16 protein-coding genes are annotated in these 16,257 nt (G+C 43.3%); 12 read left to right on the top strand and 4 right to left on the bottom strand.

Annotation, left to right across the window (positions count from 1 at the left end):
• The first annotated feature begins 25 nt into the window (after nucleotides 1-25).
• The 5 genes from K2225_RS01450 to K2225_RS01430 all read left to right on the top strand — a co-directional run bounded on the left by K2225_RS01450 (nucleotide 26) and on the right by K2225_RS01430 (nucleotide 3,691).
• A complete protein-coding gene (locus K2225_RS01450; protein ID WP_160912244.1) occupies nucleotides 26-169 on the top strand; it encodes an FbpB family small basic protein in 144 nt (47 codons plus the stop codon).
• Between the two features lie 148 nt (nucleotides 170-317).
• A complete protein-coding gene (gene tlp / locus K2225_RS01445) occupies nucleotides 318-563 on the top strand; it encodes a small acid-soluble spore protein Tlp (RefSeq protein ID WP_370632678.1) in 246 nt (81 codons plus the stop codon).
• 130 nt (nucleotides 564-693) lie between these two features.
• Nucleotides 694-2,958: an AAA family ATPase gene (locus K2225_RS01440; protein WP_220583174.1), complete on the top strand. Its 2,265-nt coding sequence runs from the start codon at nucleotides 694-696 to the stop codon at nucleotides 2,956-2,958.
• Nucleotides 2,958-3,383, top strand: coding sequence for an acyl-CoA thioesterase (locus K2225_RS01435; RefSeq protein WP_220583173.1), 426 nt, complete (start codon nucleotides 2,958-2,960; stop codon nucleotides 3,381-3,383). Before K2225_RS01440 ends, K2225_RS01435 begins: the two co-directional genes overlap by 1 nt.
• A complete protein-coding gene (locus K2225_RS01430; RefSeq protein WP_220583172.1) occupies nucleotides 3,383-3,691 on the top strand; it encodes a hypothetical protein in 309 nt (102 codons plus the stop codon). The genes K2225_RS01435 and K2225_RS01430 overlap by 1 nt, the downstream gene beginning before the upstream one ends.
• 17 nt (nucleotides 3,692-3,708) lie before the next feature.
• Here the strand turns inward: K2225_RS01430 and K2225_RS01425 are convergent, their stop codons facing one another.
• The 4 genes from K2225_RS01425 to plsY form a co-directional block, all read right to left on the bottom strand.
• On the bottom strand, nucleotides 3,709-3,999 hold the full coding sequence (locus K2225_RS01425; protein ID WP_146816278.1) for a HesB/YadR/YfhF family protein: 291 nt from the start codon (nucleotides 3,997-3,999) through the stop codon (nucleotides 3,709-3,711).
• A gap of 61 nt (nucleotides 4,000-4,060) precedes the next feature.
• Nucleotides 4,061-4,315 (bottom strand): membrane protein insertion efficiency factor YidD, encoded by a 255-nt coding sequence (yidD, locus tag K2225_RS01420; RefSeq protein ID WP_146816276.1) that lies wholly within the window; start codon nucleotides 4,313-4,315, stop codon nucleotides 4,061-4,063.
• Between the two features lie 8 nt (nucleotides 4,316-4,323).
• Nucleotides 4,324-5,256 carry a GTP cyclohydrolase FolE2 gene (gene folE2 / locus K2225_RS01415; RefSeq protein ID WP_220583171.1) on the bottom strand — a complete coding sequence of 311 codons (933 nt, stop codon included), beginning with the start codon at nucleotides 5,254-5,256 and terminating at the stop codon, nucleotides 4,324-4,326.
• A 176-nt stretch (nucleotides 5,257-5,432) separates the two neighbouring features.
• Nucleotides 5,433-6,014, bottom strand: a complete 582-nt coding sequence (gene plsY / locus K2225_RS01410; RefSeq protein ID WP_220583170.1) for a glycerol-3-phosphate 1-O-acyltransferase PlsY — start codon at nucleotides 6,012-6,014, stop codon at nucleotides 5,433-5,435.
• Nucleotides 6,015-6,276: 262 nt separating this feature from the next.
• Here plsY and K2225_RS01405 point away from each other — a divergent pair, with 262 nt between their 5' ends.
• The 7 genes from K2225_RS01405 (at nucleotide 6,277) to K2225_RS01375 (ending at nucleotide 16,253) form a co-directional block, all read left to right on the top strand.
• Nucleotides 6,277-7,347 (top strand): ABC transporter ATP-binding protein, encoded by a 1,071-nt coding sequence (locus tag K2225_RS01405; protein WP_220583169.1) that lies wholly within the window; start codon nucleotides 6,277-6,279, stop codon nucleotides 7,345-7,347.
• Nucleotides 7,344-8,870: an ABC transporter permease/substrate-binding protein gene (locus tag K2225_RS01400; RefSeq protein WP_220583168.1), complete on the top strand. Its 1,527-nt coding sequence runs from the start codon at nucleotides 7,344-7,346 to the stop codon at nucleotides 8,868-8,870. The genes K2225_RS01405 and K2225_RS01400 overlap by 4 nt, the downstream gene beginning before the upstream one ends.
• An 11-nt stretch (nucleotides 8,871-8,881) precedes the next feature.
• On the top strand, nucleotides 8,882-9,295 hold the full coding sequence (locus K2225_RS01395) for a CoA-binding protein (protein ID WP_220583167.1): 414 nt from the start codon (nucleotides 8,882-8,884) through the stop codon (nucleotides 9,293-9,295).
• Nucleotides 9,296-9,760: 465 nt separating this feature from the next.
• On the top strand, nucleotides 9,761-11,716 hold the full coding sequence (gene parE, locus K2225_RS01390) for a DNA topoisomerase IV subunit B (RefSeq protein ID WP_220583166.1): 1,956 nt from the start codon (nucleotides 9,761-9,763) through the stop codon (nucleotides 11,714-11,716).
• 15 nt (nucleotides 11,717-11,731) lie between these two features.
• The gene (parC, locus tag K2225_RS01385) at nucleotides 11,732-14,188 is read left to right on the top strand and encodes a DNA topoisomerase IV subunit A (protein ID WP_220583165.1); all 2,457 of its coding nucleotides are present in this window, start codon (nucleotides 11,732-11,734) and stop codon (nucleotides 14,186-14,188) included.
• A 220-nt stretch (nucleotides 14,189-14,408) separates the two neighbouring features.
• A complete protein-coding gene (locus K2225_RS01380; protein ID WP_220583164.1) occupies nucleotides 14,409-15,041 on the top strand; it encodes a TetR/AcrR family transcriptional regulator in 633 nt (210 codons plus the stop codon).
• Nucleotides 15,042-15,110: 69 nt separating this feature from the next.
• On the top strand, nucleotides 15,111-16,253 hold the full coding sequence (locus tag K2225_RS01375) for an acyl-CoA dehydrogenase (RefSeq protein ID WP_146816258.1): 1,143 nt from the start codon (nucleotides 15,111-15,113) through the stop codon (nucleotides 16,251-16,253).
• Nucleotides 16,254-16,257 lie beyond the last annotated feature (4 nt).

Raw genomic sequence — 16,257 nt, 5'->3', positions numbered from 1 at the left:
CCTACCTATAAAAGGAGAGATATCCATGAGAAAACACAAGAGCATATCTTTTGAAGAACGTGTAAAAGAAAATATCCGCTCCATCAAAGCTGATCAAAAATTGTTGGATCAAATTGATGAACGGATTGAGAAGCGTCATAATGAGCGCATGAAACAGATCCCATCGTAAACGGGGTTTGTTTCTGTACATAAACTAGGTAATCAAAAAAGGAAGGAGCATGCTCCTTCCTTTTTCTTTTGATAATTCGTCTCCTTCCTGGGAAAAGTAAAGAATGACTCATCAAGGGTCTATTGAAACTTACAGGAGGGGTACGAACATGTCCCATAAACAACAGCACATGGCGAACCAAAAACCAAATCCTGACAATCGCGCAGACAACGTGGATCGTCTCCAAGAAAAAGTGACGAATACGATTGAGAACATTGAAGCTTCCCACGATGCCTTGCGGTTTGCAACGGAAGAAGAAAAGAGAAATATCGAAAAGAAAAATAAACGAAGAAACCAATCGTTAGAAGCTATGCGTGATGAAATTAAGGACGAAGCCCGTCATCAACAATATTAACGTACTCAACAACCGCTTCTCTATTGAGGAGCGGTTGTTTTACCTTATCTAAGCTCTAATGCATCTTCATCTACATTAAATCTCGACTATGATAAAATGGATATCGGCGATAGAAAAGGAAGTGATGAAGATGTTAGAACAACTGAAACAGTGGGACAGTTTAGAACAACAGCCTCCTATTTCCGAAGTGGAAGCTTTACGATATATGGACCAAACGGATGGGGAACAGGAGAAAGAAGCTAAAGCATTGCTCTATGTGACGCTTGCTTACCATCGGATTAAAAGACACCCTGGAGATGATGCTCTAGCTGAGCAGTTCATTGATGAGGCACGGGTTCTCAATCCTTCACATCCCTTAGTAGCGGAGTTATATGAGTCTCAACAGTTGATGCAGGCCTATACATTATTGAAAAAAACACCTCTTGATCAGTGGATCCTTCATGAAACGGATCATGATTCAGCAAAAGCTAAAAAAGCAAAAGCCATTTATTCTGATGTTTGTGATTTGAAGGAGCAGTGGGACCAAGACCTAGCCAAAAAAACAATCATAGACGCTTCCAGCCGTTTGAGCCTTTATCAGGACGTATATGAGGAATTGTCTGATTTGGAACAAATGTTGGAAGAAGCCATTAATTCCATTGAAAATAGGCGTATTCGAGTTCCCGTCAAGGAAATCAATGAACGAACAAGACGCCTCTCGGATAATCAGGATGAGATATACAAAAGATTGCCAAGCTTCCTGACAGATCAATCCATTCAAAATCCTTTGGAAGCATTCGATCAGATGGTAGGATTGCGTGATGTGAAAACGTATATTCGCCGGTATTATCACTTTTTAAGATACCAGCAGCAGAGAAAGAGCTATGGTTTTTCCATGGTAGATGAACCTGGATTACATATGATTATTACTGGAAACCCAGGGACTGGAAAAACAACGATTGCTCGGCTGCTTGCTAATATTTATCATGAGCTTGGAATTTTAGATACGAAAGAAGTCGTGGAAGTGAATCGGTCTCACCTTGTCGGATCTTATGTCGGGCAAAGTGAAGAGAATACGATGAATTACGTGAAACAAGCGATCGGTGGTGTGTTGTTCATCGACGAAGCATACAGCTTGAAAAGGGAAGGTCAAACAGGAAATGATTATGGTCAGGCGGTCATTGACACCCTTGTTTCTGCGATGACGAGCAAAGAATACGGAGGCAGATTCGCGGTGATTCTTGCTGGTTATCCAGAAGAAATGCGTCAGTTTTTATGGTCGAATCCAGGCCTCCGCAGTCGTTTCCCTGAACAAAACCATATCGAACTCCCTGATTATCACATGGATGAACTGTTGACGATCGCTGAGCAGACGGCGACTGACAACGATTTCTTTTTCACAACTGCTGCATTAAACGAATTCACCTCGCTTATTGATCGAGAGCGTGTGGATGACTCATTCGGAAATGCTCGTACGGTCAAAAACTTGGTTTTGAAGACCGTATTCCAAAAAGGAGCGAAAGAAGCCGAACAGGATAAACACCATTGGCTCGATCATATGAGGATATCCTCAGAAGACCTTGCATGGGATTTGAAAACAGATGAAGACGAACGTTCTCCAATACAACGACTGGATGAACTGATCGGGTTGTCCAATGTAAAAGAAGAAGTAAAAAAACTTTCATCTTTCGTTCAAGCCCAGCAAAAGAGGAAAGAAAAAGGATATCCTGTCGTCCCTATCCAACTGCATTCCGTATTTTCAGGAAACCCAGGAACCGGAAAGACAACGGTGGCAGAAATCTATGCAGACGTTTTGAAAGAATGCGGGTTGTTGAAGAGAGGTCATACTGTGGTCGTCTCGAGAAGCGATCTTGTGGCCGGTTATGTAGGTCAGACAGCCATAAAAACAAAACGGAAAATCAGAGAAGCGCTCGGTGGTGTCTTGTTCATTGATGAAGCTTATGCGTTGTACAACGGAGGGAGAGATGATTTTGGCAAAGAAGCCATTGAAACCCTCGTCGACGAAATGACCAAACACAACGAAAACCTTGTCGTTGTCCTTGCTGGTTATCAACGCGAGATGGAGCAGTTGGTAGAGAGCAACCCAGGTTTGTCTTCAAGGTTCAAAAAGTACTTCCACTTTCCGGATTATACCGAGGACGAGTTGATTGCCATGACTCACTATCAGGCACAACAATACGGGTATCATTTTAATGAATGGGCGGAGTCATTCCTCTTAGAAAAGTACACGGATCACAAAGTCAGAGGGAATGGACGCTTCATTAATAATCTTGTGAACGAAGCGATTCAATTCCAGGCCATTCGAATAATGGAGAATGAAGCGGAAGATATGAATGAACTTGAGCTCGTCGACTTAGAAAAAGCATGGCATACGGTGCGAAGGGAGTCTTCATAATGAAAGTGGTCGAAACACCGATTCAAGTAAGGTACCAGGAAACAGATATGATGGGGGTCGTTTACCATGCCAACTATTTAGTCTGGTTTGAAATTGGGCGAACATCCTTCATCGAAGATCTTGGGTTTATGTACTCTGAAATTGAAAAGCAGGGTGTCGTTTCACCTGTTATTGATGCTCAGGTGAGTTTTAAAAAACCTGTGAAGTACGGGGACCCTGTCCATGTTAGGACATGGGTGGATAGTTATGATGGTCTTCGCGTTTCCTACGGGTATGAAGTGGCGTTCAAAAACGGAGATGTAGCAGTTACTGGTGTAACGAAACATGTGATTGTGAAAAAAGATAACTTCAAACCTGTATCCATCAGGCGGAGCTTTCCCAAGTGGCACGAAGCTTATTTGGCTGCCATGGAGTCTGAATCCTAATGGCTTTCGGTGTGAAAAAGGCTGAACTGAAGGATTGGAAAGCAAAAGTAAAACAAGGGGAAATTGCTTTTTTGACTCATTTCTGGCTGGATGACCGCTTTCCTGGTTGTGATACAGTCACAAAAGTCGGCTGTTCTGATCTCAACAAATTAAAGGCATGGGGGAAACAATATGGTTTAGAACCGGGCTGGATCCATAACGATCCGCGATTTCCTCATTTTGATTTATTTGGTGATCGTCAGTTGCGTATATTGAAAGAAGAAGGGTATTGGGACCATATTCACCGTTTCCAATTACAAAAAAAATAAGACGCCGTATCGGCGTCTTATTTTTTGTATTCAAATGATGGCTCATTCCATTTTTCGTCCAACGTAACTTCCAATGAATGTTCATCGAAATACCACTCATCGTCCGCCTCAATGAAGAAATGAATTGGGCCGGTTGTCGTTTCTGCAATTGGTTCTTCAGGATCCTCCAGTTTAATCGCTAGAGAAAAACCAGGTTGAAGACCACCGACGCCACCATAACGGACGTAAAATCTTAAGTCGACGTTTCCATCGATATCAAGTTCCTCTTCATACCATTTTGCTGCTTCTTCTGTTACTGTTAAGTTCATTAGATCAACTCCTGTAATGGGTTCCGTGTTTGTCTCTTTCCTCTGGCGTCGTTTCATAAACCTATTTTTCAGGAGAAGACGCATCAGAGTTATGATTCGTTTGCTTCATAGGTACAGGGTCGAATCCTCCCGGATGGAAAGGGTGACACTTTAGAATTCTTTTGACAGTCAAATAGCTGCCTTTGAAAAAACCGAAACGGCGAAAAGCCTCCAATCCGTATTCTGAACACGTCGGCTGAAACCTGCAAGACGGTGGAAAAAAAGGACTGATGCCTTTGCGATAAAATTGAATCAAAGCGATCATGATTTGCTTCATCGTATTTTTTACTCAGCTTCTTTTTTCTTATCATAGCTAAGAGTAGCCACCGCATCATGCAGGTGAATGGATTCTTCGTTACGGCACTTCACTGTGAATGCTTCTACAAATGAATATTCATAAAGATCGGCGGCTACAAGTCGTACGATATCTTCAACAAATCGAGGGTTTTCATAAGCTTGTTCCGTAACCATCTTTTCGTCCGGACGTTTCAATACAGGATGGATGCGGGCACTTGCATTGCTTTCTGCCGCTTCTAAGAGTGCTGCTTTCCAATCGATTTCCTGCTCTTTAAAGTCATCTGTCAGTTTTACACTCATAGTCACGTTTCCGCGCTGGTTGTGCGCACTATATTCACTGATTTCCTTAGAGCAAGGGCAAAGGGTCGTAATTTTTCCGGTGAGAGAAACCGTCACATCATGTCCCGTATCTTCGTCATACTCGACGCGGATCGTTGCATCCGCGTGGTTCATCCCTGCAAGACCAGAGTATGGACCTTTTCGTTCAAAGAACCAAGGAAAGGATACTTCCACTTCCGCATCCGACTGCTTGAGGCGGCCGGCCAGTTCCTCGGTGAATTGTTTTAGAGTGGCGATGTCGACGGCAAATCCTTCATTGTGGTATTTATCGAGCTGCTCGGTGAACCGGCTCATATTCGTCCCTTTACTCCCTTGAGTAATCGAGGACCCGAATGAAAAGCTCCCGATCGTTGTTTGGATCTCAGGTGTCATCGTGCTGGGAATACGAATAGGGTGTTTGACGTTGGAGACCCCCACCATATCAATATCGAATAAAAAGTCCTTTTTCGAGTTTTGAAGATCAGCCATCTGATCTTTTTCCATAGGCTTTGTCCGTGGACCCGGCTCCACTGAGCCAAATAATTTATGACGTTCTTTTTTTGATGGTAATTGTTTGTTTTGGTTCAATTCAGTCTTATTCATAACAAAGACTCCTTTCAGGCCTTCTTTCTATGTCAAAGTATACAATATGTATTTCTGAATATACAATGGATTGCTTGATGAGTGTGCATTTATAGAATACACCATAAAAGAAAGCCTATCCTTCTATGGGATAGACTATCTTCGCAAACGTTACCCTTTTTAAGTTTGCATAGATCCTACATCCATGTGATTTTAGGCTCTGTTTTATTGACGATTCTCTTGATGTTAGCGCGGTGACGATAGATCACAAAGATGGTAAATAGGGAAATAATGATGGTCAACCCATAATCCTGTACGACCAAAGTGGCTATAATGCCGACGATTCCGCTTATCATGGAAGATAAGGACACATATTTACTTAAGTAGAGAACGATGAAAAAAGACAATAATAACACGCCAAAGATGATTGGATTAACACCGAGAATGACGCCCCCGGATGTGGCGACAGCTTTTCCACCTTTAAAGCCTGCAAATACAGGGTACATGTGTCCGACAACAGCAAAAATACCAATAACGAGAGGGATGACCTCAGCGCCCATAAAATAAGGGAGAGCGGCGGCTGCAGTCCCTTTCAGAATGTCAGCGATGGTAACGATTAATCCTGCTTTAATTCCTAAAACCCGGAATGTATTCGTGCCTCCAAGGTTTCCGCTTCCATGTTCGCGTATATCCGTATCGTAACCGATTTTACCTACAATTAACCCTGAAGGGATGGACCCAAGGAGATAGGCGATGAGGATATAGAGTACATATTCCAATAAGTTCAACTCCTTCTGCACTTTCTACTATTTTATCATGGGCTTCATAGTTAAAGAACTCTAATTTCATAAAGGCAGCTTCTCTATTATATCAATTTAGTACCAGGTATCAAGTTGTTTTGTCATACCTTTGGAGGAGATGGTGGCTTTGTGTTCAATAATCTCGCACATGATTAATAGGCATTATGATTGCAAAATGTTTCGAACTGTGGAAATGTGGTTATAGAATTAGGTCTTTTATTTTTTGTCTAGGGGGAAAACGATGATCACGTTCACTGATGTAACGAAGACTTACCCGGATGGAACGACAGCGTTGAAAAAAATCAACCTGGAAGTGCAAGAAGGAGAATTACTCGCACTGATCGGTCCAAGTGGCTGCGGGAAAACAACAACGATGAAAATGATTAACCGTCTGATTAAGCCGACGGAAGGGACCATTACCATACATAATAAAGATATTAGAGAATACAACATTCACGAACTGCGTTGGAATATCGGTTATGTGTTACAGGAGATTGCTCTCTTCCCTCATATGACGGTAGAAGAGAATATATCCGTTGTACCGGAAATGAAGAAGTGGAAGAAAAAGGATTTATCAAAACGTATTGATGAATTGATGAATATGGTTGGACTGGATCCGGAAAAGCACCGTAAAAGAAAACCAAGTGAACTCTCTGGAGGACAGCAGCAGCGGGTCGGAGTCATACGGGCGTTGGCGGCAGACCCTGACATTATCTTAATGGATGAACCATTTAGTGCCCTCGATCCAATCAGCAGGGAACAGTTGCAAAACGACATCCGTCAGTTGCAGAAAGAAATCAAGAAAACCATCGTCTTCGTCACCCACGACATGGACGAAGCTCTCGCACTAGGCGATCGAGTCTGCCTTATGAAAGCAGGGGAAATCATCCAGTTGGATACGCCACAGAACCTCATATTGAATCCATCCAATAAGTTTGTTGAAGATTTCATTGGAGGAAGAAAAACTCCCTGGCAGACAGCTGTGGATGTCATCATGAATCATTCGGAAAAGCGTGTGGTCTCAGTAAAAGAATACAAGGAAGGCCATGTCCTTCTGGATGGGCCTTTTGCCCTTAAAGATCAAAATGGGACGTATCAGGGGTTAATTGAGGACGAAAAGCAGGTGCAAGTGTCTCCGTTATCCAATGATATGATTTTAAGAGATGCGGTTCGAATTTTCGAAGAAGGCCACTCCTCTATTCTACCAGTCGTTAAAGGTGACCAATTGATCGGTACCTTATCCTACAGAGATATTGTCCTCTACCTTAAAGAACAGTCTCGTAAGAAGGAAGAGGAGGTAGAAAATAAATGAGTGAGTTTTTAGATGTTTTTAACCAAAGGCAGGGCATTCTATTAGAGAAAATATGGGAACACCTGCAAATATCCATTATTGCATTAGTCATTGCTACTTTGATTTCCGTACCTCTCGGCTTATGGCTTACAAGAAAGCAGAGAATTGCGGAACCAATTATCGGCATGACAGCCGTTTTGCAGACGATTCCTAGCCTTGCTGTGCTGGCTTTCCTCATTCCATTTTTCGGTATTGGACAAACACCAGCCATCATCGCTCTTGCTGCTTATGGGCTTCTTCCTATCCTTCGAAACACGTACACAGGAATCAAGGAAGTTGATCCAGCTTTAAAGGAAGCTGCGACAGGGATGGGGATGAAATCATTCAGACGTCTTTCTAAGATTGAACTACCGATCGCCATGCCGGTCATTATGGCTGGAATACGCACATCCATGGTACTGATCGTAGGAACGACAACCATCGCTGCTCTTATAGGTGCAGGCGGTCTCGGGGACTTGATCCTACTCGGTTTGGATCGAGGAGGAGATGCCAATCTTATTTTGCTGGGTGCTATTCCGGCTGCGTTGCTAGCCATTATTTTGGATCTTATTCTTCGCCTATTTGAACGAACATCAGCCAAATCCGGCTTCCGTTCACTTGTCAGTTTATTAGTGATTTCAGCATTGATCGCTGTTGGGCCATTAGCGTTCGGTGGAAAAGTGAAGAATGACTTAACTTTGGGAGCTAAGCTTGGATCAGAACCTGCCATTCTCATTAACATGTATAAGCTATTAATAGAAGAAGAAACAGATTTGAACGTAGGTCTTCAACCGAACTTAGGAAAAACGGACCTGGTTTTTAGTGCGTTGGAAGAAGGCAGTATCGATATTTATCCAGAGTTTACAGGAACCGCAATCGTTTCTCTTTTAGGAGAGGAAGCGAACAGTAATGAACCACAGGAAGTCTATGAACAGGCAAAAGAAGGCATGGCAGAAACCTATGATATGGCCTTTTTACAACCGATGCAATTCAACAATACTTACGCTGTAGCAACTACTCAGGAGCTTGCAGAGCAGTACGATCTGGAAACGATCGGTGATTTGAAACCAGTTGAGGATCAAATTACAGCTGGGTTTACACTTGAATTCAACGATCGTCAGGACGGTTATCAAGGCATGAAAGAAATATACAATTTAGACCTTGGTGAAGTTCGTACAATGGACCCTGGTTTGCGACAGGGAGCTATTGAGAGCGGTGAAGTTGATATCATTGATGCTTACGCGACTGATAGTTATATGGTGGACCTTAATTTGAAAGTATTAGAAGATCCGGAAAATCTATTTCCACCATACCAGGGCGCACCATTGATGAGGCAGGAAACCCTAGATCAATACCCAGAACTTGAGGAGATCCTGAATCAATTAGGAGGAAAGATTACCGGCGATAAAATGAGGGAAATGAACTACCAGGTAGATTTTGAAGACCGCGATCCTGAAGAAGTGGCCAGAGAGTATTTAGTCAATGAAGGATTAATCGACGAATAGGAGGTTTAAGGATGACTTTTGAAAATCCGTCCAATGCAGAGATTCGTGACCTATTGGCCCAATCGAAGACGATTGCCGTTGTAGGACTTTCCGATAAACCTCACCGCACATCCTATCAAGTGAGTGAGGCGATGCAGAATGCCGGGTATAAGATTATCCCGGTGAACCCTCAAATTACGGAGTCTCTTGGGGAAAAGGCCGTGGCTAGCCTTCATGATATCCAGGAACCTATAGATATTATCAATGTCTTTCGACGCTCCGAACATCTGACGCAAATTGCTAAGGAATCGAAAAATATTGAAGCTAAAGCTTTTTGGGCTCAGCAAGGGGTGTATTCCGAAGGAGCGGCTCGCATCCTGAAAGACGATTCAAAGCTTGTCATCATGGACTCTTGCATTAAAGTCGCCCATGCGATTTATCGGTAAAAGAATAACAGTGAAAATGAAAAAATCCCTGTTCACTCAGGGGTTTTTTCATGTTTTTTGGAAGATTTATGTTTGCGAAACCTTATAAAATCGCTACAATATAACAAGCGACGTTTTTTGTTTGATACATTGATCAGCTCTATAAAACAGAAAAGGTCCCTTTCTTAGAAAGACCTTTCTTATTTGGAGAGCTAATGTTTAACAGAGCGGTTGTCTAAGAAACAATAAGAAATGTAAGCGAAATCAGACGGGGTCCTTTTACGACCCCTTCACTTGTGCAAGGTTCTTCAGCTTTATCTAGATCATAAGCCAATCAATGGAGTGGAAGAGCGAGACTCCACACCGTTGATTGACTTATGTCATGAGTGTTGAAGTACCTGGAGATGCACTCATCGTTTACACAATCGAACGTTTGTTCTATTATTGAAGTAGCAGTGTGTGTTAGAGAAAGGAGCCGATGGTAAATTGTCGAGTCAAAATCAAACGTATTCAGATGATTCTATTCAAGTGCTGGAGGGATTGGAGGCCGTTCGGAAACGACCGGGGATGTATATTGGATCCACGGATCATAGAGGTCTACACCATCTCGTTCACGAAATTGTAGATAACGCGATCGATGAGGCGTTATCTGGATTCGGCGAAAAAATGACTGTCACGCTCCATAAAGATGGTAGTGTATCGGTTCAGGATGAAGCGCGGGGAATGCCTACAGGGATGCATAAAACAGGAAAGCCTACACCAGAGGTCATTTTGACCGTCCTTCATGCAGGAGGAAAGTTCGGACAAGGAGGCTATAAATCCTCAGGTGGTTTACACGGTGTCGGAGCCTCTGTGGTCAATGCTCTTTCCGAGTGGCTGGAAGTACACATCTGCAGAGATGGCGAGAAATTTTATCAAAGATTCGAGAACGGAGGCGTCCCTGTCACTTCCTTAGAAAATAAAGGGGCGACACGTAAAACCGGGACGACGATCCGTTTCAAACCGGATGCTTCTATTTTTTCGGTAACCAAGTTTAATTTTGAAACTTTATCCGAACGGTTACGAGAAGCGGCTTTCTTGTTGAAAGGATTCCGTATTGTCCTTGTGGATGAACGCAAAGAAACGGTCAGAGAAGAATATCAATATGATGACGGACTGGTCTCATTCGTCGAGTATTTAAATGAAGAAAAAGATACTTTGCATCCCGTTGTCTCTTTCGAGGGAAGTCATAGTGGAATTGAGGCGGATTTTGCTTTTCAATTCAATGACGGGTTTGCAGAGAACATTTTATCCTTTGTCAATAATGTACGGACAAAAGATGGAGGAACTCATGAATCCGGAGCCAAAACGGCCATCACCAGGGTCTTCAATGACTATGCAAGACGAGCGCAACTTCTGAAAGATAAAGACAAGAATTTAGAAGGAAACGATATCAGAGAAGGGTTCACTGCCGTTATATCGGTAAGAATTCCAGAAGAACTCCTTCAATTTGAAGGACAAACCAAGAGCAAACTTGGTACATCTGAAGCCCGTTCCGCTGTCGACGGCATTGTCGCGGAACAGTTGTCTTACTTCCTTGAAGAGAATCCGGATGTTGCTTCTATGCTCATTAAAAAAGCGATCAAAGCAAAAGAAGCGAGAGAAGCCGCCCGAAAAGCGAGGGAAGATGCTCGTTCAGGGAAGAAAAAGAAACGGAAGGATACGCTTTTAAGCGGGAAGCTCACTCCAGCTCAATCGAAAAATGCCAAGAAAAACGAGTTGTACCTCGTGGAGGGAGACTCAGCCGGCGGATCGGCAAAGCAGGGGCGTGACCGAAAATTCCAGGCCGTTCTTCCTTTGCGGGGAAAAGTAATCAATACAGAGAAAGCAAAAATTGCGGATATCTTTAAAAATGAAGAGATCTCCACAATCATCCATACCATCGGTGCGGGAGTTGGTGGGGACTTCACGCTCGAAGACTGTAACTATGATAAAATCGTCATCATGACCGATGCCGACACCGATGGAGCACACATTCAGGTGCTTTTGCTAACCTTCTTTTATCGATACATGCGACCGCTTGTAGAAGCGGGGAAAGTATTTATCGCCCTTCCTCCCCTTTATAAAGTTTCCAAAGGGAAAGGGAAGAAAGAAAAAGTCGAATATGCGTGGGATGAAGAAGGCATGCAGAAGATATTGAAGGAATTTAAAAACGGGTATACGATCCAACGATACAAAGGTTTAGGTGAAATGAATGCTGATCAGCTTTGGGAAACGACGATGAACCCCGAATCACGCACATTGATCCGTGTTACGATTGACGATATTGCCCGTGCTGAACGCAGGGTTACAACGTTGATGGGAGATAAGGTTGAACCTCGCCGTAAATGGATTGAATCCCATGTCGCTTTTGGTCTTGAAGATGAAGCGAGCATACTAGAAAACGACAAAATACAGACGTAAAAGGGGGACCTTCTGTTGGCAGAGGCAGAGAAGTTTTTAGATTTACCATTAGAAGAAGTTCTCGGAGATCGCTTCGGGAGATATAGTAAATACATCATCCAGGAACGTGCCCTCCCTGATGCCAGGGATGGGCTAAAGCCTGTACAGAGGCGTATCCTTTATGCGATGCATCAGGAAAAAAACACCCATGACAAAGCTTACCGGAAATCCGCGAAAACGGTTGGTACCGTCATTGGTAATTACCACCCTCACGGGGACACCTCCGTTTACGATGCAATGGTCCGTTTAAGCCAAACATGGAAAGTGAGAAAATCCCTGGTAGAAATGCACGGAAATAACGGAAGTGTTGACGGCGATCCACCCGCTGCCATGCGTTATACGGAAGCAAGGCTTTCCGCTATTTCATCTGAATTGCTCAGGGATATTGAAAAACAGACAGTGGAGTTTATTCCAAACTTCGATGATACGATTGATGAACCAACCGTTCTTCCGGCCAAGTTCCCGAATCTTCTCGTCAACGGTTCTACCGGGATATCCGCAGGTTATGCGACAGAAATCCCTTCTCATAACCTCGGAGAAGTGATCGATGCGGTAATCATGAAGATTGATAAACCTCAGGCGACTGTACCTGAACTGATGACCAAATTAAAAGGGCCTGATTTTCCTACTGGTGGAATCATTCAAGGGATTGATGGCATTCAGAAAGCTTATGAAACGGGAAAAGGAAAAATTGTCTTGCGCGGCCGTGCAGAAATACAAGAGCAGCGCGGGGGACGAGAACAAATCGTTATCGATGAGATTCCTTTTGAAGTGAATAAGGCAAGCATGGTCAAGCGGATGGATGAACTGAGAATCGATAAGAAAGTTGAAGGAATCGCTGAAGTCCGCGATGAAACTGATCGTACTGGGCTGCGGGTTGTCATTGACCTGAAAAAAGATGCAAATAGTGAAGGGGTTCTGAATTACCTTTACAAGCATACAGACCTTCAAATCTCTTACAATTTCAATATGGTCGCCATCCACGAACGCACGCCCAGCCTCATGAGTCTTCCGATGATGCTTGATGCTTATATCAAGCACCAGAAAGAAGTGGTCACAAGACAGTCCATCTATGATTTGAATAAGGCGAAGTCTCGTGCTCATATTGTGGAAGGTCTGATCAAAGCGATTTCCATCTTGGATGATGTCATCGCAACCATTCGTGGCTCAAAAGATAAAGCGGATGCAAAGAAACAGCTCATCGCAAGTTATGATTTCTCAGAAGAACAATCAGAAGCGATCGTTACGTTGCAGCTTTACCGCCTGACAAATACAGATATTACAGCCTTGCAAAAAGAAGCGGATGAACTTCAAAAGCAAATTGAGTACTTAGAAAAACTTTTATCCAGTGAACGTGAGATGCTGAAGGTCATTAAAGCCGATCTCCGTTCTATGAAAAAGCAATACAACGATGATCGAATGACGAAGATTGAGGAAAAAGTGGAAGAGTTGAAAGTTGACCTTGAGGTGACTGTTGCAAGTGAAGATGTCCTCGTATCTGTAACGAAAGATGGATATATTAAGCGGACAAGCCTCCGTTCCTATGCGGCATCAAACGGGGAAGATTTCGCTTTGAAAGACGGGGATCACCTGTTAGGTCTATTCGAAATCAATACAACGGATACCATTTTACTCTTTACGAACCTTGGTAAATATTTATTCTTACCTGTTCATAAACTGCCGGATATCCGGTGGAAGGATCTCGGGCAGTACATTTCAAACATTGTCCAGGTAGACAAAGAAGAATATATCGTTGAAGCTATCCCCGTTCGCGACTTTACAAAAGAGGAATACCTCATTTTCTTTACGAAGAACGGAATGGTGAAGAAGAGCGATCTACAGCTTTATCAAGCCCAGCGTCATTCCAAAGCTCTCGTTGCCATCAATCTCAAAAATGATGATGAAGTAGTGGATGTTCATAAAACGGATGGCCATTCCGAGTTGTTCATTGCAACGAAGAAGGCTTATGGCCTTTGGTATCATGAAGAAGAAGTAAACACTGTCGGTCAACGAGCGGCAGGTGTCAAAGCGATCAATCTGAAAGAAGATGATGAAGTTGTGTCTGGGCAGTTGTTCAGAGCTTCTGAAGACCCATCCATCCTTCTGACCACTCATCGTGCGGCGGTGAAGCGGATGCGCTTGAAAGAGTTTGAACGAACCACCCGGGCAAAACGCGGGGTGCTCATGTTAAGAGAGTTGAAAAAAAATCCGCATCAATTAGTGGATGTGCACCTTGTGACTAGAGATGATCAAGTGATGATTATGACAGAAAAACAAGAGACCATCGTCGTCAATACGATGGACTTTAAAGCAAATGATCGATACAGCAACGGTTCTTATGTGCTGGATACCGAAGAAAAAGGACAAGCGGAAGAAGCATGGATCAAACCGGTCTACCGTGTTCCGTTTGAAACAGAATCCGATACCCAATAATAAGTAAAGCCCTCTGCGTTCAGAGGGCTTTTTTTATGGTAGTAAAGGTGTCTCTTCCTCTACCTTGCTCGAATCTGTTCATGCACCCTCTCGAACCGAACCGATTATAGATAGGTATAGCTGTAGGTATCGATGTACATTTGAAGTCATTCTTTAGACCGTTGTATTTTCAGAAAAATGTGATAAAATGAGTGTATATTCAGCAGATGGGAGTTGATGTATGAGCGATTTGCGTGAAAAGATTATCCAGACGTCTCTAGAACTGTTCGACCGCTACGGGTTTCACGGCGTTACAGTAAAACAAATAGTCCAGCAAACAAATACATCTAAAGGCGGCTTTTATCATCACTTTCAGTCAAAGGATGAACTTCTATTCGTCATTCACGACACGTTTATTACATATGTATTGAAGGAAGCACAGGCCGCTAATGTAATTCATTCTTCCCCTATACCAAAAGTCCAGGCGATCATTCAATCTTTTGTTCAAGTGTTTGACTTGTACAAACCACATATTTCGGTGTTTTATCAGGAAAGCCTGTATTTGAAACCAGCGTATGAGGAAGAGATCAAAGGAAAGCGCGATGAATTCAAACGCATGGTATTCAATGTCATTGCGGAAGGCCAAGAGTCTGGCCACTTCCGGAGAGAACTTCCGCTTGAGATCACCGGCATGGCGATCTTGGGTATGGTCAACTGGATCTATAAATGGTACCGGAGGGATGGAACGTACACCATCGATCAAATTGCAGAAGTTTTTACTGACCTGGTGCTTCACTTTTTGCTTCCAGGTAAAGAAGACAGTGAATACTTCCGTCATATGTTAAAAGTTCCTTTTTTTTATGAAAGCGAGTAAACGCTTTCATTATATTTATCATTACAACAGACCAACCAGTCGGTCTTTATTTCCCTAAGGAGGAATCATATGAATTTCGATTTAACGAAAGAACAGGAAATGACGAGGAAGATGGTTCGTGATTTTTCAGAGGATGTGATCGCTCCACGAGCCGTGGATATCGACATCAACAGTGAATTTCCAAAAGATATCTTTGATGAAATGGGCAAGCTTGGACTTCTTGGCATCCCGTTCCCTGAAGAGTATGGCGGATCAGGCGGAGATACGGTCAGTTATGCTCTTGCTGTAGAAGAGATCGGTCGTGTTTGTGGATCTACGGGCCTCAGTTACGCAGCGGCTGTTTCTCTAGGAGCGAGTCCTATTTATTATTTTGGGACAGAAGAGCAAAAGCAAGAATTTCTTACCCCGCTTGCTAAAGGTGAAGGGTTGGCTTCTTTTGGATTGACCGAACCGAATGCGGGCTCTGATGCAGGAGGAACGAAGACGCGTGCCGAATTGAAAGGTGACCACTATATTATCAATGGAGAAAAGTGCTGGATAACAAATGCTGAATATGCGAGATCCATCACGGTCACTGCAGTTTCAGGAAAACGCGACGACGGAAAAAACATCATATCCGCTTTTATTGTTCCAAAAGATACACCAGGCATGAAGATTACGAGTCCTTATGACAAAATGGGCGTTCGTGGTTCGAACACGTCTGAAATCATTTTGGAAGATGTTAAAGTACCAAAAGAAAACATTCTCGGCGATCCGGAAAAAGGGTTCAAGCAATTCCTTTACACGCTGGATGGCGGAAGGATTTCTATTGCTGCACTGGCAGTAGGAATTGCGCAAGCGTCGTTGGACCGCGCCCTCGCCTATGCGAAAGAACGGAAGCAATTTGGTCAGCCGATCACAAAATTCCAGGCCATTCAGTTTAAGTTGGCTGACATGGCTATGGAAGTGGAGCTTGCGCGTAACATGGTTCTGAAAGCAGCGTGGTTGAAAGATCAGGGAAGGAATTTCACGAAAGAATCGGCTTATGCCAAACTCTTTGCATCAGAAACGGCGTTCCGCTCTGCCAATCAGGCTATCCAAATCCATGGTGGTTACGGATATATGAGAGAATACGAAGTCGAGCGTTTTCTACGTGATGCGAAACTCCTCGAAATTGGAGAGGGAACATCGGAAATCCAGCGCTTGGTCATTGCCCGTCAGTTAGGTTGTTAAAAAT

The organism is Halobacillus sp. Nhm2S1 (genome assembly GCF_019599545.1).
GTDB lineage: Bacteria > Bacillota > Bacilli > Bacillales > Halobacillaceae > Halobacillus.
The sequence above is the reverse complement of the archived record's forward strand: the minus strand, read 5'-3'. Positions and strand labels throughout refer to the sequence as shown.

Bases quoted from the DNA above. Each gene is read 5' to 3' on its own strand.
- K2225_RS01450 (WP_160912244.1), top strand. From the start codon at position 26: ATGAGAAAACACAAGAGCATATCTTTTGAAGAACGTGTAAAAGAAAAT.
- tlp (WP_370632678.1), top strand. From the start codon at position 318: ATGTCCCATAAACAACAGCACATGGCGAACCAAAAACCAAATCCTGAC.
- K2225_RS01440 (WP_220583174.1), top strand. From the start codon at position 694: ATGTTAGAACAACTGAAACAGTGGGACAGTTTAGAACAACAGCCTCCT.
- K2225_RS01435 (WP_220583173.1), top strand. From the start codon at position 2,958: ATGAAAGTGGTCGAAACACCGATTCAAGTAAGGTACCAGGAAACAGAT.
- K2225_RS01430 (WP_220583172.1), top strand. From the start codon at position 3,383: ATGGCTTTCGGTGTGAAAAAGGCTGAACTGAAGGATTGGAAAGCAAAA.
- K2225_RS01425 (WP_146816278.1), bottom strand. From the start codon at position 3,999: ATGAACTTAACAGTAACAGAAGAAGCAGCAAAATGGTATGAAGAGGAA.
- yidD (WP_146816276.1), bottom strand. From the start codon at position 4,315: ATGAAGCAAATCATGATCGCTTTGATTCAATTTTATCGCAAAGGCATC.
- folE2 (WP_220583171.1), bottom strand. From the start codon at position 5,256: ATGAATAAGACTGAATTGAACCAAAACAAACAATTACCATCAAAAAAA.
- K2225_RS01405 (WP_220583169.1), top strand. From the start codon at position 6,277: ATGATCACGTTCACTGATGTAACGAAGACTTACCCGGATGGAACGACA.
- K2225_RS01400 (WP_220583168.1), top strand. From the start codon at position 7,344: ATGAGTGAGTTTTTAGATGTTTTTAACCAAAGGCAGGGCATTCTATTA.
- K2225_RS01395 (WP_220583167.1), top strand. From the start codon at position 8,882: ATGACTTTTGAAAATCCGTCCAATGCAGAGATTCGTGACCTATTGGCC.
- K2225_RS01380 (WP_220583164.1), top strand. From the start codon at position 14,409: ATGAGCGATTTGCGTGAAAAGATTATCCAGACGTCTCTAGAACTGTTC.
- K2225_RS01375 (WP_146816258.1), top strand. From the start codon at position 15,111: ATGAATTTCGATTTAACGAAAGAACAGGAAATGACGAGGAAGATGGTT.